32 protein-coding genes and 2 pseudogenes are annotated in these 25660 nt (G+C 28.1%); 28 read left to right on the plus strand and 6 right to left on the minus strand.

Annotated features, from left to right (window positions below):
* Genes CRU94_RS04320 through dnaJ form a run of 5 tightly spaced genes read right to left on the minus strand, consistent with a single transcriptional unit; the run spans position 1 to position 6472 of the window.
* Positions 1-1512, minus strand: a complete 1512-nt coding sequence (locus tag CRU94_RS04320) for a monovalent cation/H+ antiporter subunit D (protein ID WP_129105589.1) — start codon at positions 1510-1512, stop codon at positions 1-3.
* The gene (locus CRU94_RS04325) at positions 1509-1856 is read right to left on the minus strand and encodes a Na+/H+ antiporter subunit C (RefSeq protein WP_129105590.1); all 348 of its coding nucleotides are present in this window, start codon (positions 1854-1856) and stop codon (positions 1509-1511) included. The genes CRU94_RS04320 and CRU94_RS04325 overlap by 4 nt, the downstream gene beginning before the upstream one ends.
* Positions 1856-4684 carry a monovalent cation/H+ antiporter subunit A gene (locus CRU94_RS04330; protein WP_129105591.1) on the minus strand — a complete coding sequence of 943 codons (2829 nt, stop codon included), beginning with the start codon at positions 4682-4684 and terminating at the stop codon, positions 1856-1858. The genes CRU94_RS04325 and CRU94_RS04330 overlap by 1 nt, the downstream gene beginning before the upstream one ends.
* 46 nt (positions 4685-4730) lie before the next feature.
* A complete protein-coding gene (locus CRU94_RS04335) occupies positions 4731-5321 on the minus strand; it encodes a hypothetical protein (RefSeq protein ID WP_129105592.1) in 591 nt (196 codons plus the stop codon).
* 35 nt (positions 5322-5356) lie between these two features.
* Positions 5357-6472, minus strand: a complete 1116-nt coding sequence (gene dnaJ / locus CRU94_RS04340) for a molecular chaperone DnaJ (protein ID WP_129105593.1) — start codon at positions 6470-6472, stop codon at positions 5357-5359.
* 111 nt (positions 6473-6583) lie between these two features.
* Between dnaJ and recR the strand changes: the two genes are divergently transcribed.
* Genes recR through CRU94_RS04355 form a run of 3 tightly spaced genes read left to right on the plus strand, consistent with a single transcriptional unit; the run spans position 6584 to position 8267 of the window.
* Positions 6584-7156, plus strand: coding sequence for a recombination mediator RecR (recR, locus tag CRU94_RS04345; protein WP_066350761.1), 573 nt, complete (start codon positions 6584-6586; stop codon positions 7154-7156).
* Positions 7157-7158: 2 nt separating this feature from the next.
* Positions 7159-7341: a uracil-DNA glycosylase gene (locus CRU94_RS04350; protein WP_066161447.1), complete on the plus strand. Its 183-nt coding sequence runs from the start codon at positions 7159-7161 to the stop codon at positions 7339-7341.
* Between the two features lie 2 nt (positions 7342-7343).
* The gene (locus CRU94_RS04355) at positions 7344-8267 is read left to right on the plus strand and encodes a dUTP diphosphatase (protein WP_129105594.1); all 924 of its coding nucleotides are present in this window, start codon (positions 7344-7346) and stop codon (positions 8265-8267) included.
* Positions 8268-8299: 32 nt separating this feature from the next.
* On the opposite strand, the gene CRU94_RS04360 is transcribed toward CRU94_RS04355, so the two are convergent.
* Positions 8300-8509: a malate dehydrogenase gene (locus tag CRU94_RS04360; protein WP_129105595.1), complete on the minus strand. Its 210-nt coding sequence runs from the start codon at positions 8507-8509 to the stop codon at positions 8300-8302.
* A gap of 164 nt (positions 8510-8673) precedes the next feature.
* Between CRU94_RS04360 and CRU94_RS04365 the strand changes: the two are divergent.
* The 25 genes and pseudogenes from CRU94_RS04365 to CRU94_RS04485 all read left to right on the plus strand — a co-directional run bounded on the left by CRU94_RS04365 (position 8674) and on the right by CRU94_RS04485 (position 25549).
* A pseudogene (locus tag CRU94_RS04365) lies at positions 8674-9284 on the plus strand (SLAC1 anion channel family protein).
* Positions 9285-9346: 62 nt separating this feature from the next.
* Positions 9347-10366, plus strand: coding sequence for an aldo/keto reductase (locus CRU94_RS04370; RefSeq protein ID WP_129105596.1), 1020 nt, complete (start codon positions 9347-9349; stop codon positions 10364-10366).
* A gap of 119 nt (positions 10367-10485) precedes the next feature.
* Positions 10486-11766 (plus strand): type II toxin-antitoxin system HipA family toxin, encoded by a 1281-nt coding sequence (locus CRU94_RS04375; RefSeq protein WP_164966561.1) that lies wholly within the window; start codon positions 10486-10488, stop codon positions 11764-11766.
* Positions 11763-12047 (plus strand): hypothetical protein, encoded by a 285-nt coding sequence (locus CRU94_RS04380; RefSeq protein WP_129105598.1) that lies wholly within the window; start codon positions 11763-11765, stop codon positions 12045-12047. The genes CRU94_RS04375 and CRU94_RS04380 overlap by 4 nt, the downstream gene beginning before the upstream one ends.
* A gap of 82 nt (positions 12048-12129) precedes the next feature.
* The gene (locus tag CRU94_RS04385) at positions 12130-12441 is read left to right on the plus strand and encodes a MarR family EPS-associated transcriptional regulator (protein WP_129105599.1); all 312 of its coding nucleotides are present in this window, start codon (positions 12130-12132) and stop codon (positions 12439-12441) included.
* Positions 12442-12447: 6 nt separating this feature from the next.
* On the plus strand, positions 12448-13692 hold the full coding sequence (locus CRU94_RS04390) for a nucleotide sugar dehydrogenase (RefSeq protein WP_129105600.1): 1245 nt from the start codon (positions 12448-12450) through the stop codon (positions 13690-13692).
* Between the two features lie 15 nt (positions 13693-13707).
* Positions 13708-15339: a cytidylyltransferase domain-containing protein gene (locus CRU94_RS04395; RefSeq protein ID WP_129105601.1), complete on the plus strand. Its 1632-nt coding sequence runs from the start codon at positions 13708-13710 to the stop codon at positions 15337-15339.
* Positions 15336-16211 (plus strand): annotated as a pseudogene (gene rfbA, locus CRU94_RS04400) (glucose-1-phosphate thymidylyltransferase RfbA). The gene CRU94_RS04395 and the pseudogene rfbA overlap by 4 nt, the downstream one beginning before the upstream one ends.
* Complete coding sequence (gene rfbB / locus CRU94_RS04405; protein ID WP_129105602.1) at positions 16204-17241, plus strand: dTDP-glucose 4,6-dehydratase; 1038 nt, start codon at positions 16204-16206, stop codon at positions 17239-17241. The pseudogene rfbA and the gene rfbB overlap by 8 nt, the downstream one beginning before the upstream one ends.
* A 32-nt stretch (positions 17242-17273) precedes the next feature.
* Positions 17274-18722 carry an AAA family ATPase gene (locus tag CRU94_RS04410; RefSeq protein WP_129105603.1) on the plus strand — a complete coding sequence of 483 codons (1449 nt, stop codon included), beginning with the start codon at positions 17274-17276 and terminating at the stop codon, positions 18720-18722.
* Positions 18723-18751: 29 nt separating this feature from the next.
* Positions 18752-18892, plus strand: coding sequence for a glycosyltransferase (locus CRU94_RS04415; protein ID WP_258237392.1), 141 nt, complete (start codon positions 18752-18754; stop codon positions 18890-18892).
* A complete protein-coding gene (locus CRU94_RS04420) occupies positions 18885-19829 on the plus strand; it encodes a glycosyltransferase family 2 protein (protein WP_129105604.1) in 945 nt (314 codons plus the stop codon). The genes CRU94_RS04415 and CRU94_RS04420 overlap by 8 nt, the downstream gene beginning before the upstream one ends.
* A complete protein-coding gene (locus tag CRU94_RS04425) occupies positions 19830-20396 on the plus strand; it encodes an acyltransferase (RefSeq protein WP_129105605.1) in 567 nt (188 codons plus the stop codon).
* Complete coding sequence (locus CRU94_RS04430; protein ID WP_129105606.1) at positions 20393-20758, plus strand: hypothetical protein; 366 nt, start codon at positions 20393-20395, stop codon at positions 20756-20758. The genes CRU94_RS04425 and CRU94_RS04430 overlap by 4 nt, the downstream gene beginning before the upstream one ends.
* Positions 20759-20763: 5 nt before the next feature.
* Positions 20764-21279: a hypothetical protein gene (locus tag CRU94_RS04435; protein ID WP_129105607.1), complete on the plus strand. Its 516-nt coding sequence runs from the start codon at positions 20764-20766 to the stop codon at positions 21277-21279.
* Positions 21276-21884 carry a RipA family octameric membrane protein gene (locus CRU94_RS04440; RefSeq protein WP_129105608.1) on the plus strand — a complete coding sequence of 203 codons (609 nt, stop codon included), beginning with the start codon at positions 21276-21278 and terminating at the stop codon, positions 21882-21884. Before CRU94_RS04435 ends, CRU94_RS04440 begins: the two co-directional genes overlap by 4 nt.
* 37 nt (positions 21885-21921) lie before the next feature.
* Positions 21922-22086, plus strand: a complete 165-nt coding sequence (locus CRU94_RS04445; protein WP_258237393.1) for a WbqC family protein — start codon at positions 21922-21924, stop codon at positions 22084-22086.
* A 46-nt stretch (positions 22087-22132) separates the two neighbouring features.
* Positions 22133-22363, plus strand: a complete 231-nt coding sequence (locus CRU94_RS04450) for a hypothetical protein (RefSeq protein WP_129105609.1) — start codon at positions 22133-22135, stop codon at positions 22361-22363.
* A complete protein-coding gene (locus tag CRU94_RS04455) occupies positions 22326-22592 on the plus strand; it encodes a PIN domain-containing protein (protein ID WP_129105610.1) in 267 nt (88 codons plus the stop codon). Before CRU94_RS04450 ends, CRU94_RS04455 begins: the two co-directional genes overlap by 38 nt.
* Positions 22593-22652: 60 nt before the next feature.
* Entirely contained in the window at positions 22653-23396 is a 744-nt protein-coding gene (locus CRU94_RS04460) for a TIGR04255 family protein (RefSeq protein ID WP_129105611.1), read from the plus strand.
* Between the two features lie 4 nt (positions 23397-23400).
* Positions 23401-23703, plus strand: a complete 303-nt coding sequence (locus CRU94_RS04465; RefSeq protein ID WP_129105612.1) for a hypothetical protein — start codon at positions 23401-23403, stop codon at positions 23701-23703.
* Positions 23704-23705: 2 nt separating this feature from the next.
* Positions 23706-24296, plus strand: a complete 591-nt coding sequence (locus CRU94_RS04470) for a hypothetical protein (protein ID WP_129105613.1) — start codon at positions 23706-23708, stop codon at positions 24294-24296.
* Between the two features lie 71 nt (positions 24297-24367).
* Complete coding sequence (locus CRU94_RS04475) at positions 24368-24733, plus strand: EamA family transporter (RefSeq protein WP_129105614.1); 366 nt, start codon at positions 24368-24370, stop codon at positions 24731-24733.
* 1 nt (position 24734) lies between these two features.
* Entirely contained in the window at positions 24735-25196 is a 462-nt protein-coding gene (locus tag CRU94_RS04480) for a class I SAM-dependent methyltransferase (protein WP_164966562.1), read from the plus strand.
* Positions 25196-25549 carry a hypothetical protein gene (locus CRU94_RS04485; RefSeq protein WP_129105616.1) on the plus strand — a complete coding sequence of 118 codons (354 nt, stop codon included), beginning with the start codon at positions 25196-25198 and terminating at the stop codon, positions 25547-25549. Before CRU94_RS04480 ends, CRU94_RS04485 begins: the two co-directional genes overlap by 1 nt.
* Positions 25550-25660 lie beyond the last annotated feature (111 nt).

The raw sequence follows: 25660 nt of genomic DNA on the forward strand, positions 1-25660 counted from the left end.
TTAAAGCTCCTCATTTAGATTTAAAACAGTCGATATATAATCATTTGTATCAAGTAAATTTGAAGCTATATTTTGCGTTATTTGTGTAATATTATTTGCAAAAAGTACCAAAATAATAGTAAATGCAAATAGATAAAAAATAGATGATAGAGTCGATTTTGATAATTTAAAATTTGACTCTTCTTCATCTGTTCTTGTATCATAAAATATATTTGTTCCACTTCTTGCTAAAGATACAATAACTAATAGACTACTTAATAAAACAGTAGTTAATATTAAAGCTGTTTGTGTATGATTTATTGAAGATTTTAGAATCATAATTTTCCCAAAAAAACCACTAAAAGGTGGAAGCCCAGCTATTGCAATAGCAAATATAAAAAATAGAGTTCCTATTAGAATTGCATTTTTAAAAATAGCCATTTTTGGTCTTAAAGATGTGCTATTTCTTGCTTTTAAAATAACATCAGCTAATAAGAAAAATCCACCTGCAACAAAAGTTGAGTGAATCATATAAAATATTGCTCCACTTAATGCCTCTTTTGAATTTATTCCAATAGCTATTAAAATAATACTAACAGATAGTAAAACCAAATAGGATATTTGAGTTTTAAGCTCTTTTGAACTTAAAACTCCAAAAGTTGCTAAAACTAAAGTTATAAGTCCAATATATAAAACCCAAGGAGTGTAGTAAAATACTAGTTCATTTGCATTTTCTCCAAAAATAGTTCCATGAACTCTTATAATTGAATAAATTCCAACTTTTGTCATAATCGCAAATAAAGCAGCAACAGGAGCACTTGTTTTTCCATAGGCATTTGGTAGCCAAAAATATAGTGGGAACATTGCAGCTTTTAATCCAAAAACAACTAAAAGTAAAAGTCCAGCAGATGCTACAACACTAACATTTTCAGGAGTTAAATGAGCCACTTTTTGAGCTAAATGGGCAATATTTAAAGTTCCTAATACTCCATATAAAGTCCCAACTGCAAATAAAAACAGAGTTGAACCAACAAGATTGATTACAACATAATGAAGCCCAGCTTTTACTCTTCCTTCACCTTTTGCATGAAGAAGTAGGCTATAACTTGCAAGAAGTAAAATTTCAAAGAAAACAAAAAGATTAAATAGATCTCCTGTTAAAAAAGCACCATTTAATCCAAAAAGTTGTAACTGAAAAAGTGGATGAAAGTGAGCACCTTTTTTATCAATATCTTCACTAATTGCATACCAAAGTGCTCCAAAAGCTAAAAGAGAAGTTACAAGTACCATTAAAATTGAGAATTGATCAAGCACTAAGACAATTCCAAATGGAGCTTCCCAATTTCCTAAACTATATACAAAAATCTCATTTGATAAAGTTTTAGTAAATGCAAAAATTGAGACTAAAATTATTAAAAAAATAGATAATAAAGAGAAAATCTCTTGAGTTTTAACTCCAAACCTTTTAATTAAAAGTAGTGTAAATCCAGCAATTAAAGGAATAATTACAGGTAAAATAGGAGTATGAATCATATCTTTTCTCCTTTATCTAAGCTCTTTTTCCCATCTACATGGTCACTTTTTAACTCACCATAAGCTTTTAGTGATAATACAATTACAAAAGCTGTCATTCCAAAGCTAATTACAATTGCTGTTAGAACTAAAGCTTGAGGAAGAGGGTCTGTATAGCTTGAAACACCATCTTTAATAATTGCAGGAACATTCAAATTTAATCTTCCCATAGCAAATAAAAATAGATTAACAGCATAAGCTAAAAAAGTTAGACCCAAAACTACAGGATATGTTCTAGCTCTTAGTGTTAAAAAAACACCAACTCCAGATAGAACTGCTATTATTAAAGCTAGTAATATTTCCATTAGTTTTTATCCTTTTTCTCTTCTAATTTTTTATTAATATTGTGAGAATTTTTGCTTAGTTGTCCTAATTGAACCAATATTAAAACAGTAGAACCAACAACAACTAAAAATACTCCTAAATCAAAAGCAATAGCACTTGCTACTTCAAACTCTCCAACTATTGGCCAATTTATGTGAGAGAATGCTGATGTTAAAAATGGATAATCTATAAACATAGATACAACACCTGTTAAAGTTGCTATTAATAATCCATATGCAATTAAACTCTCGTTTTGAAATTTTAATCTATTTTTTGTCCACTCAATTCCATTTGCTAAGTATTGAACAATTAATGCTACAGCTGCAATAAGTCCTGCAATAAATCCACCACCTGGAAGATTGTGTCCTCTTAAGAATATATAAACAGATACCATTAACATTAAAGGTAGAACCATTCTTGTAAGAGTTTGCATCATAAGTGGATGTTTATCTTCACTCCAAGCAAAACCTTCTTGATTACTATTTGCTGCATTTAGATTTAAACCTTGAATCATTGCAAAAATTCCAAGACCTGCAAGTGCTAAAACTGTAATCTCTCCTAATGTATCAAATCCTCTAAAATCAACTAAAATAACATTTACAACATTTGTTCCACCACCGCCACTTACAGAGTTTTCTAGGAAAAACTCTGCAATAGTTGAGTACTCTTTGCTTAAAACTGCTAAAGTTAAAATAAATATAGCAACTGCTACTAAAATAGATATTATCAAATCTCTTGAAATTCTAAGATTTGAAGACTCTCTTGGAGTTGTTTGAGGAAGATAGTATAGTGCTAAAAGAATTAAAACAATAGTTACAACTTCAACGCTTAGTTGTGTTAAGGCTAAATCAGGAGCTGAAAACTTGATAAAAATTAGTGAAACTATTAATCCAACAACTCCAATTATAATCAAGGCTAAGAGCCTTTTATGGTGTAAAAATGCAGTTGCAAAAGTTGCAAAAATCAAAATAGCAGTCATAATTAAACTTATAATATCAATTTCTAAAAACTCTTTGTTTCCAAATAAAGGTGAGTCTCCATAAGTAAATCCAGCAACTCCAATTATTAAAGAGGCTACAATAAACCAAACTATCATATCTTGAAGAGAGCTTTTATCAAAAATAGATGTAACTTTATTTGATAGTTTAAAAATAGACTCAACTAATAGATTAAAAGGGACTCTTGCATCAATTTTTTCAAAATATTTCTCAAAAATAGCTGTTGTTTTCTCTCTTTTTGTATATAGAAAAATCCCCAAAATAAATGCGATTATACTCATAATAAGTGGGGCATTAAAACCATGCCAAATAGCTAAAGAGTACTCTGGAAGAGTAGTTTGAAGAGAACCCATAACAGCAACTGCTAAAAGAGGAGCAATAGTCAAAGCTGGAACTGTTCCAACTAAAAAACATATAATTACTAATAAATCAACAGGAATTTTCATAAACCTTGGTGGTTCATGAGGAGTTTTTGGTAATTTTTTTGTTTTTCCATTGAAAAATATATTATGAACAAATTTTAAAGAGTAGGCAACAGAAAATATTCCAGCAATTGTTGCTAAAATTGGAATTAAAATTCCAATACTCAGTGTATTTATATCTAAAGCTCTTTCAAAAAACATCTCTTTTGATAAAAATCCATTTAAAAGAGGAACTCCAGCCATTGAAGCTGCTGCTATCATGGCCAAGGTTGCAGTGTGAGGCATAAATGCCCAAAGACCACTTAATTTTCTTAAATCTCTAGTTCCAGTTTCATGATCAACAATACCAGCAACCATAAATAGTGATGCTTTAAATGTTGCGTGATTCATAATATGAAATATAGCAGCAACAACGCTAAGTGGAGTAGAAAATCCAAATAAAAGAGTTATTAATCCAAGATGACTTATTGTTGAATATGCCAATAAACCTTTAATATCATGTTTAAACATTGCTGTAAATGCACCAATTAAAAGCGTGGCAAGACCTGCAAATGTAACTAAAAATATCCATTCAGTTGTACCACTTAAAGATGGATATAGTCTTGCTAATAAAAATATTCCAGCTTTTACCATTGTTGCTGAGTGTAAATATGCAGAGACTGGTGTTGGAGCTGCCATTGCGTGAGGTAACCAAAAATGAAATGGAAATTGCGCTGATTTTGTAAAAACTCCAAGTAAAATAAGAATAATTATAGGAGTATATAAAGGGCTACTTTTTATTAAATCACCACTTACTAAAATATCACTTAGATTGTAACTGTCAACAATATGTCCAAGTAACAATACACCAGCAAGCATAGCTAAACCACCAGCTCCTGTTATTGTAAGTGCCATTTTAGCACCATCTTGAGCCTCTTTTTTATCTTGCCAATAACTAATTAATAAAAAAGATGATAAAGATGTTAACTCCCAAAATACAACCATTTGGATTATGTTTTCAGATAAAACAATTCCAAGCATTGAACCCATAAAAAGAAGTAAATAAGAGTAGAATCTTCCCATACAATCTTTTGTGCTTATATAGTATCTTGCATAGATTATTATTAAAAGTCCAATTCCAAGAATTAAACATGAGAATAGAAGGCTAAGACCATCTAATCTAAAAGCGAAATCCAAACCAATTGACTCTATCCAACTTCTTGATTGAATAGTTGTAATACCAGCAAATGGAAGTTTTATATAAAAAAGAAGAACTAAAAAAGCCATAATAGTAGCAGCTGCAGAACTCCAAGCAGCCGCTAGGCGATTATATTTTGCCAAATATGCAACTATTGGGGCTGCTAAAAATGGTAAAAGGGCAACTATGGCTAAGCCAAATGTTTCAATCATTTTGTACCTTTCAAAAACTTTTAAATAAGTTTTTTATTACAAAATCCTATAAAGATGTTGTAATTCTTAGTCTTAGATTTGTGTCCTTGTATTCAACTTTTATATCGCTATTTATTTTTTCTCTACTTAAAACCCCTTGTAGTGTCTTTAATACATGCCAAAATTTTTCATTAAAAGGTAGTTCAATCTCTTTTAATTTCTTATCTTTTATAACTTTTGCTATTGTATAAACACCGTAGTAGTAAAAAATTTTATTTTTTGCTCTTTTTAATTGATAATCTTTCATTAAATTTAAGTTTGAAATATATGTATTTCTATCAACTTCACTTAACTGAGTATTATTTAATATCTCATTTTGTTCATTTTCTAAAAAAGCTTTAAACTCTTCTAATCTTTTATTTATATCATTTTCTAAATTTGGATAAACAAGTGAAACTTTATTAAATAGTTTATCAACATTTGAGTTATCTATTTTTGAAGAAAATGAGTGATTTTTATTTGTACCATAATCATAAGAGATAGCTTCTAAAATCTCATAAGCATAAGGCAAATATATATATTTATCATCTTTTCCACTCTTAAAAGATACACCGTGTTGGCTAATTACAGGTTTAAAACCTACATATTCAAATTTCACTTTTTACTCCTTGTATAATAAAAAAATTATAATTTTTAGAACCAATTTTTGATTTTATCAAACATTGATTCAAATTTAGCTTCAGAAGGAGAGCTTTCAACTCCAAAACTATTTTGAAGCTTCTCTAAAAGCTCTTTTTGTTCAGTTGTTAAAGATTTTGGATACTCAATTTTTATTTGAACAATTAAATCTCCTTTTCCATAACCTTGAACACTCTTAACCCCTTCACCTCTAAATTTAAACTGCTGTTTATCTTTTACATTTTTTGGAATTTCAAGCTCTAATTCCCCTTTTAAGCTTGGAATTTTAATTTTAGCACCAAGTGCAACTTGAGTAAAAAATATAGGAGCTTCAACATAAATATCATCATCATGTCTTACAAAATGAGCATCCTCTTTTACTTTAGTTTGGATATACAAATCTCCTCTTTGACCATTTGGTGCAATATTTCCACGACCACTAACTCTAATTCTCATTCCATCATTTACACCCTCTGGAATATCAACTTTAAAGCTATCTTTTTTCTCTTCGTATCCATTACCTTTACACTCTTTACATAAAGTAGCTTTTGCTTTTCCACTACCTTCACAGTTTGGACAAGTTTGTGCATAAGTCATAAAACCGTGTCTTGAGTGAACTTGACCATGTCCACCACAAGTTCTACAGTTTTCTAGTTTTCCATCTTTTGCACCTGTTCCACTACAAGAGTTACAAGCTGTTTTATATGTATAGTTTATCTCTTTTTTACATCCAAAAATAGCTTCATTGAACTCTAAAACCACCTCAATAGCACTATCAAGGTTGTAGTTATATGTTTTTCTCTCTCTTCTTCTGCTACTTGAGCCTGAGAATCCAAACATCTCTTCAAAAATTGAACCTAAATCATCAAAACCACCAAAACCACCCTGGCTTCTATGTCCTTGACCCTCTAAACCAGCTTTACCATATCTATCATATAAAGCTCTTTTCTCATCATCGCTTAAAACTTGATAAGCTTCATTTATGGCTTTAAATTTCTCTTCAGCCTCTTTATTATCTGGATTTTTATCTGGATGATACTGCATTGCTAGTTTTCTGTAAGCTTTTTTAATTGTAGTTTTATCTGAAGTTTTTTCAACTTCTAATAATTCATAATAATCAATCTCTACCAATTTTTAATCTCCAAAATATATTTTTAAATTTTTTAAAGCGAATATTCTAACCAAAAAATAATAAAATAAGCTTTATTATAAAATTTATTTTAAATTGGATACAATCCCAAAATGAACAGAGGATTAGAAAAATTTTATGAACTAGTTGAGGCTTTTGAGTCTTTGCCAACAATTGGTAAAAAATCAGCACTTAGACTTGCATACCATATAGTTATGAACGACAACTACTGCGGTGTTAAACTATCTCATAGTATTGAGAGTGCTTTAAAGACTATAAAAAGATGTAAAAAATGCTCTTGTATGAGTGAAAATGAGATATGTGAATATTGTCTTGATGATAGCAGAGATGATAGTAAGCTTTGTATTGTTCAAAGTGCAAAAGATATTTTTATAATTGAAGATTCAAAAGAGTTTGATGGAAGATATTTTGTAATTGATGAGTTAGAGCAAAGTTATATATTAAAACTTCAAGAGTATATAAAAAATAGTAAGGTAAAAAATATACTTTTTGCAATAACTCCTTCAATTGCAAATGATGCTTTTATACTTTATATTGAAGATAAATTAAAAGATTTTGATATAAAATTTACAAAAATAGCTCAAGGTGTTCCAACAGGAGTTAGTTTGGAAAATGTTGATTTGTTATCACTTTCAAAAGCAATACAAAGTAAGGTAGAGATTTAAAGATGCAAAAAAGAGTAGTGTGTCAAAGGTGTATCCACTATTTTGTAACTTGGGAGCCAAATAAACCACACGGTTGCAAAGCTTATGGTTTTAAGTCACAACTTCTTCCAAGTATTGTTGTAAAAAATAGTAGTGGTGATAGTTGTAATCTATTTATAGAGAAAAAATTTGAAAATAGGAGTTAGGTTTGTTGTATAAAGAGTTTAAATTAGCTATAAAAAATATTGGTTTTGCCTCTTTGGAGGAGTTTTTAAAGTTTACAAAGATTGATTCAAAAGATGTTTTAGTTTGGGAAGAGAAAGATGAAGTTCCTTATGTAATATCACTTCTTCTTCATACAATAAAAGGTGATAAAAAACTTCTTCCTTCAAATGTTGTTTTAGATAGTTTAATTGAGGAGTGTTTACCTTTGGCAAATCTACTTGAAGAGGCTTCATCTTTTCCTTCAAAACTTGAAGAGATGTTTTTACTTCAAAAAGAGTTAAATGACTCAACAAATGGTAAAAACTGGGAGCTTGGAATTAATAAATTCAATAAAGAGATAAATTGGCTTAGATGTATTCATATGGAAGTTGCAGAGTTAATAGATTCAACTCCTTGGAAACACTGGAAAAATATAAATTCACATCCTGATATGAATAATATTCATGTAGAGCTTGTAGATATTTGGCACTTTTTAATGAGTTATATACTTCAAGAGACAAATGTACCAAGAGCAGTTTCACTTGTAAATACTCACTGTATTTATGAAGCAAATTCAAATATTGATATAAAACTTGTTGTAAAAGATGCTGAAAAGCTATCTTATTTGGCTTTGGCAATTGATACAAAAAATATGCCAAGTTTTAGTGGAATTGAGAGATTCATTGAGCAGTTTTTTAGAACTTGTAAAACAGCTGGATTATCGTTTACTTGGCTTCAAAAACTATATATTGGGAAAAATTGTTTAAATAAATTTAGACAAGACAACGGATATAAAGAGGGAACTTATAAAAAAGTTTGGAGTGGACAAGAGGACAATGTAGTTATGGTTGAACTTCTTGAAAAAATAGAGGATGTAAATTTTGAAGATTTTTACAAAAAACTTGAAGTAGAGTATAAAAAAAACTAATTAAACTTATATAATAAAAACTTATGTTAAAATCAAAACTTAGGATTAAGTTTTGATTTTAGTTTTTTTGGCAAATGTGCAAAAACCATTTTGCTATTTTTTATAAAAACTTCATTTTTAAAAATAGCAATATCTAAACTCATTGAACTTTGATTAAAGTTTAAAAGTTTTATAGTCTCATCTTTTTGTGTAAATGATAGATTTAAAGCTCTTAAATCTACTACTTTTTTATCTTTTGCCAAAACTAAACTCCTAAAACTCAAATTAAAAAATATTTTACAAAAATAGGATTTAAGAATGCAACAAGAGAGTATAAAAGCAATCCCATCAAATAGATTGCAATTTTTCCCAATTATTTAGAGAGTTTAGTATTGAAATATCCAAACTATTTTTCTACTTCGGAGCTATTTTACATCTATTTTTAACTTTCTACACAATAAGATTTTGGATAAATAACAATCTTGAGATAGTTCACTCAAATCCAGCTTGGTTTATTCCAATTGTTGGAAACTTAATAGTTCCTATTGCTGGAGTTTCATTTGTAGATAATCAAATATTGATTTTCTATTTTGCAATAGGTCTGTTTTTTGGATAGTACTATTTTCTATAATCTTAAATAGAATCATATTTCACAATCCATTTGCACCAAAATTTTTGCCAACTATGTTTATTTTGATAGCTCCTCCATCAATTGGATTTATCTCATATATAAAATTGACTTCTAGTTTAGATTTTTTTGCTCAAATACTATTCTCTTTGGCACTATTTTTTACTATTTTGGTGGCATTTATGTATAAAAACTTTTTAAAAATAAATTTTTTTATATCTTGGTGGGCATTTACATTTCCTATGGCTGCTGTAACTTTAAGTGTGATTACTATGTATGAATTAACTTCTAAACCTTTTTATGAGATTTTGGCATATATTTTGAGTTTTATTACAACTATTATTGTGCTTTTGGTTGCTATTTTTACATTTAAACATATTTTGAAAAAAGAGATTTGTATCATAGAGTAGGGTAGTTTTAGTCTATTTTGATATAATTTTTGCTTAATAATTTTTTGCAAAAAGGCTTTAATATGGAATTTAGATATATAGGAAAAAGTGGACTTAGAGTTAGCTCTATTTGTATGGGAACTATGACTTTTGGAAGTAGTACAGATGAAAAAGAGGCTTTTAAAATTCTTGATATGGCTTATGATAGAGGAATAAACTTCTATGATACAGCTGAGCTTTATCCTGTAAGTCCAAAAAAAGAGACAATAGGTCTAACAGAATCAATCTTGGCAAAATGGCTTAAAACAAAACCAAGAGATAGTATTATTTTAGCTACAAAAGTTGCAGGTGCTGCTTCAGGTTGGTTTGTACCACCTGTAAGGCATGGATTAACTGCAATTGATAGTTTTCATATAAAAAGAGCAATAGAGGGAAGCTTAAAAAGATTGCAAGTAGATTATATTGATTTATATCAGATGCATTGGCCTGATACTATTGTGCCTATTGAAGAGAGTTTAAAAGCATTTGATTCTTTGGTAAAAGAGGGAAAAGTGCGATATATTGGAACTTCAAATGATAGTGCTTATGGGCTTACAAAAGCAAATGAGATAAGCAAAAATAGAAATCTAGCAAGATTTGAGTCTATTCAAAACAACTTTTCACTTCTAAATCCAAGATTTCACGATGAGTTGGCAAATGTTTGCAAAAGAGAAAATATATCGCTATTGCCATATTCACCAATGGCTGGTGGAGTTTTAAGTGGAAAATATAATAAAGAGTTTGTAGATCCTGAGGTTAGATTTGCTGTTTATTTAAAAGATAAAAGCAAAAGAGTTCAAGCTATGGCACATAGATTTGTAAATGATAAAACTCTTGAAGCAACTGCAAAATATATCAGCCTTGCAAATGATTATGGAGTTTCACCCTTAACTTTGGCAGTATCTTACTCAAAGCATTTTGATTTTGTGGCATCTACTATTATAGGTGCAAGAAAAAGTGAGCAACTAGAAGAGAGTTTCAAAGCCTTTGATTTTAAAATTACTCCTGAGATATTGGCAAAAATTGAGGATATACAAAAAGAGATTTTGTATCCGATGGGTTAATCGAATCTTTATTATATTTCAAAAAAAGAAAATATAAAAGTTTATAAATATACTCTAAAAATGTATATTATCCCAAAAATATGATATAATATACACTTAAAATGTATAAAAGGATTCAAATGATTACTATAAAAGCTTGGGGAAAAGATATAGCACAACTAGTAGAGCATAAAGGTGTAATAAAGTTTAAATATTTAGATTCAAACAATCTTGATTTTTCACCAATTAAAATGCCTATAAAAAATAGACAAGTCTATAATTTTTCTCATATTGATTTTCAATATGGACTTCCAGGCTTAATAAGTGATTGTTTACCTGGAAGTTATGGTATGAGTTATTTAGATCATTTTATGTTTCAATATCTAAAAAGAAAACCTACTATTTTTGAAAGATTACAATTTTTAGGAACTCATACTTTAGGTGCTTTAGAATTTCATCCTTCTTTGCAAACAGAAGAGTACAAAGAAGTTTTAAATATATCAAAAGTTTACGAAGAGTCAAAAAAACTTTTAAATCAAGAAAATGAAAAAGAAAACAATTCTATGCTTACTCTAAAAACACTTATTGCTGTTTCAAACTCTGCTGGTGGAGGTGCTAGATCAAAAGCAATGGTTGGTTTTAATCCTAAATATAAGACAATAAGTTTAACTAGAAAACAAGGAGATTTTCCAAAAGATTATTATCCTGTGATTATAAAATATGATGACCAAGATATATCAATGTATCCAACTTTGTCAAATAAATACAAAGATGCTTCTATTGCTACAAAATTGGAGTATTTGTATTATTTATTTGCAAAAGAGTCAGGTGTTAATATAAGTCCTTGTGAGTTGCTAGAACAAGATGGACGAACTCATTTTTTAACTTATAGATTTGATGTGAAAAATAATGAAAGATTTCATATTCACTCTTTATCTGGAATGATGCACTACAATCCAGCCGAAACATATAATGATTTTATTGATATGTTTAGAATATCTTTAAAGCTTAATTTATCACAAAATGATAAAGAAGATATTGTGAAAGTAATCTTATTTAATGCAATTTTTGGAAACAAAGATGACCATTCAAAAAACTTTTCATTTTTAATGAATAGCAAAGGAAAATGGAGTTTTGCACCTGCTTATGATTTGACATATACAAGCAATGGATACCATCAAATGCTACTTGGAAATAAAGTTTTAAATAGAGCATTATTTAAAGATTTGAAAAATAGTTTTGAACCATATAATATTAAAGAGTCATTTTTAAAAGAAAATATAGAAAAAATGATAGAGATAAAGCATAAAAAATTAGTTCAAGAATTTATAAATTATGATATACCGAAAGATTTTGCAAATCATATTTTAAATGAAACAAAAATAGTAGATGAGAACTTTAGCAAGGAAATAAAAAAATGAGAGATATAGATTTTAGTTTATCAACAACACAAGAGATAATCAAAGAGTTGGCTTCTAGAGCAAAAAGAAAAAGAAAACAAAATATAGAAACATATGGTACTCAAAAAGAGTTTGCACAACATATAGGAATGAGTTTTAGAAGTTATCAAGAGTTTGAGATTAGTGGGAAAATAAGTTTAGAAAAATTTATCGATGTTTTAAGAGGGCTTGATTGTATTGAAGATGGTCAAGATATTTTAAAAATCAAGGATGAAGAACTATTTAAAGATATGAAAAATTAGAAAAATATTATTAATATTTAAGAGTGTTCAAAGATTAAACACTGTATATTTCAAACTCAATTTTTAAAGGGGAATTAAGATTTTGAATCAAGAAGAGATAGAACTAAAAATTCTAAGAAGTGTAGATAAAGTCATAAGCCAAAGAACAATAGCAGATGAAATAGGCTATAGCTTGGGAAAAGTGAACTATGTACTTAAAAACTTAATTGATAAAGGTCTTATAAAAACTCAAAGATTTGTAAACTCAGAAAATAAAATCCAATATAAATATTTACTTACACCAAAAGGTATAAAAGAGAAAATCGAAATCACAGAAAAATTTATTGCTATAAAAAAAGCTGAGTATGATGAGCTTCAAAAAGAGCTTGAAGTTTTGAAAGGTTTAGGGAAATAAAAATAAATGCAAGAATCAAATAAAAAATACAAAATCGCAATAGCAGGAACTGGTTATGTAGGTCTGTCAAACGGACTATTACTAGCACAACACAACGAAGTAGTTGCCCTTGATATCATCTCTGAAAAGGTAGAGATGCTAAACCGTGGTATATCTCCGATAGAAGATAAAGATATAAGTGAGTATCTTCCAAGATTAATTCAAAATTCAAAATCTAACATTCAAAATTCTATAAGAGCTACTTTAGATAAAAATGAAGCTTATAAAGATGCTGATTTTATAATAATAGCTACTCCAACAGATTATGACCATGAAACTAACTATTTCAACACAAAAAGTGTTGAAGCTGTTATAAAAGATGTATTAGAGATAAACCCAAATGCAACTATGGTTATTAAATCAACAGTTCCTGTAGGGTTTACAAAAAGTCTAAAAGAGAAATTCAATACAAATAATATAATCTTCTCTCCAGAGTTTTTAAGAGAAGGAAAAGCTCTATATGATAATTTGTACCCAAGTAGAATAATTGTAGGTGAACAAAGTAAAAGAGCAGAACTTTTTGCTTCACTACTATCTGCTGGTGCTATTAAAAAAGATATTCCAATTTTATTTACAAACTCAACTGAAGCAGAAGCTATAAAACTATTTTCAAATACATATTTAGCTATGAGAGTTGCATACTTTAATGAACTTGACTCTTATGCTCAAACACATAACCTTGATACTAAACAGATAATTGATGGTGTAGGATTGGATCCACGAATTGGAACACACTATAATAATCCAAGCTTTGGATATGGTGGATACTGCTTACCAAAAGATACAAAACAATTACTAGCAAATTATAGTGAAGTACCAAGTAATTTAATAGAAGCTATAGTAAAATCTAACTCTACAAGAAAAGATTTTATTGCAGACTCAGTTATAAAGATGTTAAATAGTTCTTTAACAAACCCAAATACTTCTACTAAAGTTGTAGGTATTTATAGACTAGTAATGAAAAGTGGAAGTGATAATTTTAGAAGTAGTGCAATTCAAGGAATAATGAAAAGAATAAAAGCAAAAGGCATAGAAGTAGTAATATATGAACCAGTATTAAAAGAAGATAGTTTTTTTAACTCTAAAGTTATAAAAGATTTAGATGAGTTTAAATCTATATCTGATGTTATCATCGCAAATAGATTGGAAGATGTGCTAGAAGATGTAAAATCAAAAGTTTATACTCGTGATATATTTAATAGTGATAGTTAAAGTAAGAGAACACAAATGAATATTTTAGCAGTAATACCAGCAAGAGGTGGTTCAAAAGGAATCCCTCGCAAAAATCTTAGACTTTTAAACGGTAAGCCATTGATTTATTATGCAATAAATACAGCTCTTAAATCAAAGTATAATATTGATGTGTATGTTTCAAGTGAAGATGATGAGATATTAAGCACAGCATCTACTTTTGGGGCTAAGATACATAAAAGGGATATGAATATTGCTGATGATAAGACTACTTTAGATCCTGTAATATATGATTGTTATCTTCATGCAAAAGAAGCAGAACAAAAAGAATATGATTATATTATTACTATGCAACCTACATCTCCATTACTCAAAACTATTTCATTAGATAAAGCTATTGAAAAAGCGATCCTAGGCAAAGATATTGAAACTGTAATTGCTGCTAAAGATGACACTCATCTTTCTTGGAGAAAAGAAGAAGGTAGATTTTTACCGAACTATAAAGAAAGAGTAAACAGACAATATCTCACACCAACATTTACAGAAACAGGTGCTTTTTTTATCACTAGAGTTGATATTATTACTTCTACTAATAGAATTGGTAAAAATGTAGAATTACAAGTACTTTCAAATGGGGAAGAGATAGATATTGATACATACGATGATTGGAATTTGTGTGAATATCATCTGCAAAGAAAACATATAGTTTTTGTAGTGACTGGAAACAATGAAGTTGGACTTGGTCATGTGTACAACACTCTTCTTATTGCAAATGATATTTTAAATCATAAAATTACTTTTCTAGTGGATAAAAAAAGTATGATGGCGTATGAAAAAATAGCATCAAGAAATTATCCCGTTTTTATCCAACAAAATGATGAAATCATAGAAGATATCAAAAAATTAAATGCAGATATTATTATAAATGATAGACTTGATACAGATGAGAATTATATAACTCAATTGAAAAGTTTAAATTTGAAAGTGATAAACTTTGAAGACTTGGGAGAAGGTGCAAAAAAAGCTGATTTGGTTATAAATGCAATTTATCCAGAAAAACAACTACTTCCAAAGCACTATTTTGGTCATGATTATTTTATTCTTAGAGATGAGTTTATTTATTCAAAAGAGAAAAAGATAAAAGAAAAGGTAAAAAATATTCTTATCTCTTTTGGTGGAGTTGATCCAAATAATTACACAAAAAAAGTCATAGAAGCAATTTATAAATATTGTCAGATAAATAATATCTCTATTACAGTAATATCTGGATTTGGTTATACTCAATATGAAACATTAAAAGAGTTTACAAATATACAAATCAAAAAAAATGTGTCTAATATATCTAAATATATGCTTGAAGCTGATCTTATTTTTACATCAGCTGGAAGAACAACTTATGAGATAGCAAGTATTGCTACACCTGCTATAGTACTGGCACAAAATGAGAGAGAATTAACACATTTTTTTGCAAATAGTGAATTTGGATTTTTGAATTTGGGACTTGGATACACTGTGACAAGTGAAGAACTGTATAAAAATTTTATAGAATTAGTTCATTCGTTTAAAAATAGAAAGTATATGAGTGAATTAATGAAAAAAATAGATTTGAAAAATGGAAGAAAAACAGTAATAAAATTAATACAAAATCTAATAGAGGTAAATAAATGAAAGGTATAGTATTAGCAGGTGGAAGTGGAACAAGACTTTATCCAGTAACAAAAAGCATAAGCAAACAATTACTTCCTATCTATGATAAGCCAATGATTTATTATCCACTATCTGTTTTAATGTTAGCTGGAATAAAAGAAATACTTATTATTTCAACACCAGAAGATTTACCAAGATTTGAAGAACTTCTTGGGAATGGAAGTGATTGGGGTATAAGACTTGAATATAAAATACAACCAAGTCCAGATGGACTAGCTCAAGCCTTTATTTTGGGAGAAGAGTTTATAGGAGATGATAGTGTTTGCTTAATACTTGGAGATAATATTTTTTATGGAAGTGGATTGAGTAATATGGTTAAAAATGCAGCTTCAATCAAAGATGGAGCAATTGTATTTGGATATCAAGTAAAAGACCCTGAAAGATTTGGTGTAGTAGAGTTTGATAAAGATAAAAATGCTATTAGCATAGAAGAAAAACCAAACAAACCAAAATCAAATTTTGCAGTTACTGGATTATACTTTTATGATAATGATGTAGTAGAAATAGCAAAAAATGTAAAACCATCGGAGCGAGGTGAACTTGAAATTACAAGTGTAAATCAAGAGTACCTAAAAAGAGGAAAACTAAAAGTTGAACTTCTAGGTCGTGGATTTGCTTGACTTGATACAGGAACTCATGATAGTTTGATAGAAGCTGGACAATTTGTACAAACAATAGAACATAGACAAGGTTATAAAATAGCTTGTCTTGAAGAGATAGCTTATAATAATGGTTGGATAAACAAAGAAAAAATTCTTGAAATTGCAAAACCACTTTCTAAAAATGGATATGGACAATATCTTTATGATTTAGTAAAGGAAGATAATGTCTAATAATAAAAATAAAACAATACTACTAACAGGATGTGCAGGATTTATAGGAAGTAACTTTGTACCATATTTTTTAGATAAATACCCAAATTATAATCTAGTAAATCTTGACCTTCTAACATACGCTGGAGATTTAGAAAACCTAAAAGAGTGTGAAACAAATCCAAGATATAAATTTATTAAAGGTGATATTTGTAATCGTGAATTAGTAGAGTTTATTTTTAATGAATATGATATACAAGGTGTAATTCACTTTGCAGCTGAATCTCATGTAGATAATAGTATTAAAAACCCAGGTGTGTTTGTGCAAACAAATGTAAATGGAACTTTTACTTTGATAGATGTTGCTTATAAGTATTGGATGAGTAAACCATTTGTTTATAAAGAAAAATATGAAAACGCAAGATTTCATAATATTTCTACTGATGAAGTATATGGTACTTTATCAGAAGACCCAAATGATCTGTTCACTGAAACTACTCCATACGCTCCAAACTCTCCATATAGTGCAAGTAAAGCTTCAAGTGATATGATTATTAGAGCTTATAATGAAACATATGGACTAAATACAGTTATCACAAACTGCTCAAATAATTATGGACCAAAACAGCATGATGAAAAACTAATTCCTACAATTATACGAAATGCTCTTTTAGGAAACCCAATTCCAATATATGGTGATGGGAAAAATATAAGAGATTGGTTGTATGTACTTGACCACTGTAAAGGAATAGATCTTGTTTATCATAATGGTAAAACTGGAGAGACATATAATATTGGTGGAAGAAATGAAAGAACGAATCTGCAAATAGTGGATAGAATTTGTAGTATCTTAGACCAACAAGTTCCAAAAGATAAATCTTATAAAGATTTAATTACTTTTGTAGAAGATCGTGCAGGACATGATAGAAGATATGCAATAGATGCAACAAAGTTAGAACAAGAACTAGGTTGGAAAGCAGATGAAAACTTTGATAGTGGGATAGTTAAGACTATTGAGTGGTATTTACATAAATACAAAGTTAAATTTTAGTAAAATAAAAAATTACTCAAATACGGGAAGCAATGAAGATAAATAGCATAAAAATCAAAAATTTTAGAATATTTAAAGACTATGAAATAGAGTTTGATAAAAATTTGACCGTTTTAGTAGCAAATAATAGTGCAGGTAAAACAGCTTTGCTAGATGTTGTATCTATTGCTTTTGGCTCATATATTGGTGTATTTCCATTGTGTACGAATAAAGGATTTAAATATACAGATGCCACTATTGTAAGTAGTGGAGATGAGCCTTTATATCCAATATCTTTGCAAGCTAGTATAAGTTTACAAGATAAAGATATTGATATAAAAAGAGAACTTCTTAGAAAAGGTTCTGCAACTACTGTTAAAGATACAAAAGAATTTCAAAACTATGCAAAAAGAAATTATGAAAAACTGGTAAACAAAGAGCTTGTTGATTTACCTATAATTGCTTATTATGGTACAGGAAGATTGTGGAGAAAAATCAAAAAAACTACAACTTCAAAAGATAGTAATGCTAGAAGCTTTGGGTATTATGATTGTTTAGACCCAAATTCAAACTACAAAGAGTTTGAATCTTGGTTCTTAGAACAATCAAGAATTGAATTTGACAGCATAATACAACAAATACAATCAGGTAAAGATATAACTCAAAATCAAATAAAAAATCCAAAGAAAAATATTTTAAAGAATATAAAAAATAGTATTAATAAAGCTTTGGAACATATAGGCTTTAGCAATTTTAGATTTGATGGTGTTAAACTAACTATTGACAACAAAGAAGGTGTATCTTTACCTATTGAGATATTAAGCGACGGTGTTAAAAGTATGTTTGCTCTTGTAGCTGATATTGCATATAGATGTTCAAAATTAAATCCTCATCTTGAATTTGCATCAGAAAGTACAAATGGTGTTGTAATGATAGATGAGATAGATATGCATCTTCATCCAAGTTGGCAACAAAGAGTTTTAAAAGATTTACAAGCAATATTTCCAAAAATACAATTTATAGTAAGCACTCATAGTCCACAAGTTCTTAGTAGTGTATCAAATGAGCATATAAGAATTATAGACCCTAGTAAAGAAAAGGCTATAAAACCTTCTGTCAATCCTTATGGAAAACAAAGTATAGTTGCACTTGAAGATATTATGAATGTAGATTCAACACCACCAAAAGAAGTAGTAAAAGAGACAGAGCTTTTGGAAGAGTATTTAGCTTTGATTCAAAGTGGAGATATTTTAAATCCAAAATTAGCAACTGAAGAAATAACAAAAGCACAAAATACTATAGATGTATTAAACTTAAACTGTAAAAGATTAAAAAGACAAAGAGAAGCTGTATTGGAAGAAGGATTCAAAATAATAAACGAATTATTAGATAATAATGAAGCTTTGAATTATTTTTTAGATTTTGAACTAAATAGTGTAAATAACAATTATTTCCCTTTTATAAACTTAAGAAGAGAACATTTTACACAATTTAAAATTTAATTTAAAAAAAGGAACTAGGAAAACAGTATATGAAACTAAGCATTGTAACCACACTTTATAAATCATCGCCATATATAGATGAGTTTTATGAGCGTGTGTCAAAAGAGGCACAAAAGATAACACAGGATTATGAAATCATATTTGTAGATGATGGAAGTCCTGATGAATAATAATATATATATTTCAATAGTTACCCCAGTATATGGATGTTGTAAAAGTTTAAACAATTTGTATGAAAGATTAAACAGAACTCTTTCAACAATAACAGAAAATTTTGAAATCATCATGGTAAATGATGCTAGTCCAGATAATGCGTGGGAAGCTATAAAAGAATTAGCTAAAAAAGATGACAGAGTAAAGGGAATAAATCTCTCACGAAACTTCGGACAGCACAAAGCTATAACAGCTGGACTAGATTATGCAAATGGTGATTGGGTTGTAGTTATGGATTGTGACTTGCAAGATCAGCCAGAAGAGATTATCAAGCTTTACAATAAAGCTCAAGAGGGCTATGACATAGTTTTTGGAAGAAGAGCTCAAAGACAGGATGGATTTTTTAAGAAGCTTAGCTCACGACTTTTTTATAAAGTATATGATTATTTTACAGAAAGTAAAGTAGATAACACTATTGCTAACTTTAGTATCATTTCTAAAAAAGTTTTACATAATCTAAAAAAATTAAAAGAGCAAAATAGAATGTATCCTCTTTTTATAAACTGGATAGGATTTAATAAAGCAGAGATAGATATAGAGCATGCTTCAAGAGAAGAGGGAAAGAGTTCTTATACATTAAAAAAACTTATTGATTTAGCTATAGATAGTATCGTCTCACAATCTAATAAACCTTTGAAGCTATCGATTAAATTTGGATTTATAGTTTCATTTTTAAGTCTTATATATGCTTTTTGGCTTACAATAAGATATTTTCTTTTTTCTATTCCTGTAGAGGGTTGGACTAGTGTTATGGTTTCTATCTATTTCATAGGCGGATTACTTTTTGCAAATATGGGAATACTAGGTCTTTATATAGGAAAAATATTTGATGAAACGAAGAATAGACCTATATATGTGGTTCAAGAATCTACATTTGAAAAAAAAGAAATTTAGATGGCATATTACACACAAGAACAATTAAAAAAACTAAACTTTAAGCACATTGGAAAAAATGTAAAAATAAGTGATAAAGCTAGTATTTATAATTGTGATGAGATAGAAATAGGAGACAATTCAAGAATAGATGATTTTTGTGTAATCTCAGGAAAGATAAAAATAGGTAGAAATGTTCATATTGCTCCTTTTTGTTTAGTAGCAGGTGGAGAAAAAGGAATAATTTTTGAGGATTTTTCAGGGTTAGCCTATCAAGTACAAGTTTTCACTCAATCAGATGATTACAGTGGTAGAACTTTGACAAATCCTACTATTCCAGATAAATATAAAAAAGAAATAAAAAAAGAAGTTGTTATTGGAAAACATTCTATTGTTGGTGCAGGTTCAATTATTATGCCAGGTGTTATTCTTGCTGAAGGAACTTCAATTGGTGCTTTATCTCTTGTGAGAAAAAAAACTGAAGAATGGAGTGTTTATTTAGGAAATCCAGCCAAAAAATTGACAACAAGAAAAAAAGATCTATTAGAACTTGAAAAACAGTATTTAGAAAATGAAGGAAAACAATGAAAAAAGTAGCATTTTATGTCATGAACTCTAAAGGATATTTTGTACTCAAAAATTTTGTGGATAAATTTGGAACTAAAAATATCGATTATATTGTTTCTAGTGCTGATGCAAATATAAAAAAAGATTATTTCGATGAGATACAAAGTTTAGCAACTCAATCTAAAATAAGGTTTTTCAATCGTTTTGATAGTTTTTTAGATATTGAAAATAAATTTCAAGGATACAAATTTTCTATAGGTTGGAGATGGCTTATAAAAAATGAATCTAATTTGATAGTATTTCACGACTCACTATTGCCAAAATACAGAGGATTTGCTCCACTCGTAAACTGTTTAGTCAATAACGAAAATCGGGGGGGGTAACAGCTTTGTTTGCTAGTAGCCACTACGATAGAGGAGATATAATAGCTCAAAAAAGTTTTGAGATAGATTATCCTATGAAGATAAATGATGCTATACAAAAAGTTGAGCCACTCTATTTTGATTTAGTAGATGAGATATATACAAAAATATTAAATGATGAAAAATTAAAATCTAAAAAACAAGATGAAACAAAAGCTACTTATAGTCTTTGGCTAGATAGTGAAGACTATTTTATAGATTGGTCTTGGAGTGCCGACAAAATAAAAAGATTTGTAGATGCAGTCGGATATCCTTATGATAATGCAAAAGCTTATCTTAATAGTGAAGTTGTGAAGTTTATTGATGTAAAGATTATTGAAGATGTGAAAGTCGAGTATAGAGATAGGCATATAGGAAAAGTAATTTTTATAGAAGATGGCGTTCCTGTGATTGTTTGTAAAAAGGGTTTGATTGGATTGGTTGATATTCGGGATGAAAATGATAATTTGTTGAATATCAATTTTAGGAGTAGGGTTAGATGACAGAAGAAGAATATAAAAAACAATTTAAAAAAAATCAAAAAAATGCTTTAGAGTATGCACTAGATATTAGAAAATTTGAGATAGATTTATATTGGAAAAGAGCTACTTATTTTTGGGCTTTTATAGCTGCTGCACTTGCTGGATATTCAGTTATACAACAAATATCTATAAATGAAGTAAAAGAAGAATTGTCATTTTTACTTGCTTGTTTTGGAATGGTGTTTTCTTTTGCATGGTATTTAGTCAACAGAGGTAGTAAATTTTGGCAAAATAATTGGGAAAGGCATGTTGACTTACTTGAGGATGAAATAACAGGACCATTATATAAAACAATAATTAAAGAATCTTCAGCAGAAGGTAGCTATATAAAAAGCCTAGCAACTAATACAGGTGAATTTTCAGTAACGAAAATAAATCAAATTTTGAGTTTATTTGTTTTTAATATTTGGATAATACTTTGTATCAGTAATTTTTACTTCTCATGGTTTTCTATACTAATAACTACTTTAACTTTATACATTTGTTATGGTTTATATTATTGGACTAAATCAAGTAACGGAAGTACTGGCTTGACGATATATAATAGAAAATTAGATGTAAGTTAATTTAGAAAAAAGTATATGATACACTCTGTGAAAAGTGATGATATTACTTATAAAAGAAAATATACAAGTAGAATGGATGGATTATAGTGGATATAAAGAGTATGAACAACTTAATCCCCCTTTTGAGCATGGAGTTACTATATTGGATTTGATATTCAATGAGGGCGATAGAGCAAAAGAGTTTATGAAGAGTTTTAAGTAAGTGATATTTTGGTAAAATAAATCAAATTTGTATACGAGGAGATAAAATGCGAACAGTAAAACTAAATATAAAAGATAGTATATATAAAAATGTTATGTTTGTATTAGAAAGTTTTAAAGAAAAAGGTGTACAAATAGAAGAAGTAAAAAGCTCTAATAAAAAATATAAAAATGAAGATTCATTAAAATATTTTTTAGAAAATTCAAAAGTTGAAGTTTTTAAGGATATAAAAGATCCAGTTGCTTGGCAAAAATCTATTAGAAATGAGTGGAAATAGTGATACTTTTAGATTCAAATACTATTACATACCTTTTTCTTTTTTAGAAATAGTTTATATAGATGAAGAAATTGCTATAAAAACTATCAAAATAAGAGAAGAAAATAAGATAAAACTCCCAGATGCTATTATTTGTGCTACAGCTTTGTATAAAAAAGCAAAACTTATAACAAATTATGAAAAGTTAAGTTTTTTGTATGATAAGATGATAGAGCAAAAGAGTTTATGAAGAGTTTTAGATAAAGAAATTTTTGAGTATAATCTAAACCTAAAATTAAAGGTGTTAAGTGTGAAAAATATAAAATTAAAAAATATCCCAATAATATCTATGACGGTTGAGATGAAGTTTAAAGTAAATATACCAGATGATGCTGTATTTGGCTTACTTTATCCATTTTTATCGAATGAGTATAGAAATTTTAATCAATTTCCAATTCAGCAAATCCCAATTGATATTCAAAAAAGAGATATAAATCTTTTTTATGCACCACACTATGAATTTTATGATGAAAATAAGCCTTTAAAAGTCTTAATTGGTCCTAGAGTTTTAATAGTTAGTTTTCTTAAAAATTCTTCAAATAATTATCCTGGATGGAGCGAATATATAGAAACTGAAACTTTAAAAATATTTGAAAATATATTTAAATTAAATTTTATAAAATCTATAGAAAGATTTGGTATACGATATATTGATTTTTTTGAAGATTTAAATATATTTGAACATGTACAATTTAAAATATTAAACAAAGATGATACAAGTATTGCAAAAGAAGAAAAACTACAAATATTAAGAAATTTTCAAAAAAATGATTTTTTTCATAATATTACAATATCAAATAATGCAAATGTCTTTATAGAAAATATTAAAAAAGAAGGTTCAATAATGGATATTGATACATATAAAGAAAACTACGAAATAGATGATTTTATTAAAAACTATAAAAACTATATAAAAATTGCACACGATACAAACAAGAAAGAGTTTTTTGAAAATTTAAATAGTGATTTCATAAAAAGTTTACAAGAAGGATAAAATTATGCCATATCAAACATTTATAGTAAATGCAACAGCAACTTTTCTTGCTACATCTTTATATGCTGGTCATATAGAATCTGATGATTCAAAAAAATATTCAAGTTTAGATAAAGGATATAGCATAATGGCTATAGAAAAAACTTATAGTGACTTTGAGCATCAAAATAGCTATAGAAACAGTGCTATCAATGATGAAATAAGCATATTGCTTGATTTTGCAACTAAACTATTGAACAATTCAACTCCACTTGATGGTGATATTGCAAAGCTTGTAAATGATAATATAATGGATTTATTAGCATAAATATGAATATAGAAGATTTAGAAATATATTTACCAAAGTATCTCTCGGATGAGAAACAAAGAGAACTTTATTCTGATTTAAAAGATTTTCCAAATAATATAAATAAAATATTTGGTTCAAAATATTTGGCTACTGAAGAGCTTTTACAATCTGATATAGTAGAGAATATACCATATTTTAATCTTCCAAGTACAGAGTCAAAATTAACAAAAGTAATTATAATTTCAAATAGTTGCGATATAGACCCACAAAACAAAAGAGATTTACCTCCAAAAGTAACATATGCTCCATTAATTAGCTTAAGTAAATTTATTGATTTGCTAAAAAGCAAAAAAATTGTTGAAACTAGAATAGAGCAAATAGTAAATAGTATAAAAAAACAAGAAAAAACAAATATATTTTTTGTACCCAAAAGTGCCAATTTAAATGAAGATTATATTGTTTTATTTGAGAATATGTTATCTATAGATAGAGATTATTTTTTTGAAAATCATAAAAAAAGTGCAACTTTTAGTAATTATGGTTTTTATATGTTTTTATTAAAACTGTCTATTCATTTTACAAGAATTCAAGAAAAAGTTGATAGAGAATGAAAAGTATAATTTTTTAAAATTATTTCAAGTGAAATTATAAATAAAATGATTAAGAATTAATAAGGGAATATATGGGATATTTGTATATAGCAGGAACAATACTTTTTACAGTATATGGGCAGTTGGTTTTGAAGTGGCGGATTGTGAATTATGGAGCTATGCCAGAAGAGTTTGGGGATAAGTTGGTTTTTCTTTTTAAACTTCTTTTTGACCCATATATTTTTAGTGGTTTTGCAGCTGCTTTTGTAGCTTCATTTTTTTGGATGGCTGCTATGACGAAGTTAGAGCTTAGTTTTGCATATCCGTTTATGAGTGCTGCTTTTGTTTTGGTGTTTTTGTTTTCTGTATTTTTATTTCAAGAAGCTGTAAATTGGCAAAAGATAGTAGGATTAGCTTTTATTGTTTTAGGAATTATTATTTCAAGTAGGGGTGCGTAAATTGGTATTAAAAGATTATAAAGAAGTAGATGGAATTAAAATATTTCATGAAAATATTGATGAAAATCATAGTGATTACAATTCACAAGGTTTAGATAATTTATATAAGCAAGAAGAAAAGCATTTTTGGTTTTTGGCTAGAAAGAACTTTATTTTACAAAATTTTAAAAAATATATAGATAAAAATTCAAAAATTATAGAAATTGGTGCTGGTACTGGAAATGTATCAAGAAATTTACAACAAAATGGATATGAAAATATAAGTGTTGGAGAGATGCACTTAAATGGTCTTAAATATGCAAAAAGCTATGGTATAAAAGATTGTTACCAATTTGATTTATTAGATACTCCTTTTGAAAATGAGTTCGATAGTGTTTGTATGTTTGATGTGTTAGAACATATTCCAAATGATAATGAAGCTTTGAAAAATGTAAATAAAATGCTAAATGGGGGGGTAAGATAGTGCTTACAGTTCCTGCTCATATGTGGCTTTGGAATAGAGATGATGCTATTGCTGGACACAAAATACGATATACAAAAAAAGAGTTGATAGAAAAGTTGGAAAACAGTGGTTTTGAAATAATTACTGCTAGATATTTTTTTATAGCAATTACTCCTTTACTTTTTTTAAGAAGAGTTTTAAATAAAGATGATGGAAGCAAAGTAAAAGATGAAGAGTATAGTAATGATATTTCTATGAATCCAACATTAAGTAAAATTTTACTTTTTATATCAAATATTGAAAATAAAATAAATAGATTTTTACCAAATTTATTTGGTGGGAGTCTGTTTATAATTGCAAGGAAGAAAAATTAATGATACCATTTAACAAGCCACCATATACAGGTAATGAAGAATATAGTGTTTTATAAAAAGTTATTTGGTTTTATAATTTTTCTTATAGTATTAATAACTACAGGATTTCTA

The sequence above is a fragment of the Arcobacter sp. AHV-9/2010 genome (assembly GCF_004116575.1).
GTDB lineage: Bacteria > Campylobacterota > Campylobacteria > Campylobacterales > Arcobacteraceae > Aliarcobacter > Aliarcobacter skirrowii.

Coding starts and splice junctions, on each gene's coding strand:
- CRU94_RS04410 (WP_129105603.1), top strand. CDS start 17,274: ATGAAGATAAATAGCATAAAAATCAAAAATTTTAGAATATTTAAAGAC.
- CRU94_RS04390 (WP_129105600.1), top strand. CDS start 12,448: ATGCAAGAATCAAATAAAAAATACAAAATCGCAATAGCAGGAACTGGT.
- CRU94_RS04325 (WP_129105590.1), bottom strand. CDS start 1,856: ATGGAAATATTACTAGCTTTAATAATAGCAGTTCTATCTGGAGTTGGT.
- CRU94_RS04380 (WP_129105598.1), top strand. CDS start 11,763: ATGAGAGATATAGATTTTAGTTTATCAACAACACAAGAGATAATCAAA.
- CRU94_RS04370 (WP_129105596.1), top strand. CDS start 9,347: ATGGAATTTAGATATATAGGAAAAAGTGGACTTAGAGTTAGCTCTATT.
- CRU94_RS04320 (WP_129105589.1), bottom strand. CDS start 1,512: ATGATTCATACTCCTATTTTACCTGTAATTATTCCTTTAATTGCTGGA.
- CRU94_RS04470 (WP_129105613.1), top strand. CDS start 23,706: ATGAATATAGAAGATTTAGAAATATATTTACCAAAGTATCTCTCGGAT.
- CRU94_RS04395 (WP_129105601.1), top strand. CDS start 13,708: ATGAATATTTTAGCAGTAATACCAGCAAGAGGTGGTTCAAAAGGAATC.
- recR (WP_066350761.1), top strand. CDS start 6,584: ATGAACAGAGGATTAGAAAAATTTTATGAACTAGTTGAGGCTTTTGAG.
- CRU94_RS04440 (WP_129105608.1), top strand. CDS start 21,276: ATGACAGAAGAAGAATATAAAAAACAATTTAAAAAAAATCAAAAAAAT.
- CRU94_RS04330 (WP_129105591.1), bottom strand. CDS start 4,684: ATGATTGAAACATTTGGCTTAGCCATAGTTGCCCTTTTACCATTTTTA.
- CRU94_RS04450 (WP_129105609.1), top strand. CDS start 22,133: ATGCGAACAGTAAAACTAAATATAAAAGATAGTATATATAAAAATGTT.
- CRU94_RS04475 (WP_129105614.1), top strand. CDS start 24,368: ATGGGATATTTGTATATAGCAGGAACAATACTTTTTACAGTATATGGG.
- CRU94_RS04445 (WP_258237393.1), top strand. CDS start 21,922: ATGATATTACTTATAAAAGAAAATATACAAGTAGAATGGATGGATTAT.
- rfbB (WP_129105602.1), top strand. CDS start 16,204: ATGTCTAATAATAAAAATAAAACAATACTACTAACAGGATGTGCAGGA.
- CRU94_RS04375 (WP_164966561.1), top strand. CDS start 10,486: ATGATTACTATAAAAGCTTGGGGAAAAGATATAGCACAACTAGTAGAG.
- CRU94_RS04415 (WP_258237392.1), top strand. CDS start 18,752: ATGAAACTAAGCATTGTAACCACACTTTATAAATCATCGCCATATATA.
- CRU94_RS04425 (WP_129105605.1), top strand. CDS start 19,830: ATGGCATATTACACACAAGAACAATTAAAAAAACTAAACTTTAAGCAC.
- CRU94_RS04465 (WP_129105612.1), top strand. CDS start 23,401: ATGCCATATCAAACATTTATAGTAAATGCAACAGCAACTTTTCTTGCT.
- CRU94_RS04420 (WP_129105604.1), top strand. CDS start 18,885: ATGAATAATAATATATATATTTCAATAGTTACCCCAGTATATGGATGT.
- CRU94_RS04430 (WP_129105606.1), top strand. CDS start 20,393: ATGAAAAAAGTAGCATTTTATGTCATGAACTCTAAAGGATATTTTGTA.
- CRU94_RS04350 (WP_066161447.1), top strand. CDS start 7,159: ATGCAAAAAAGAGTAGTGTGTCAAAGGTGTATCCACTATTTTGTAACT.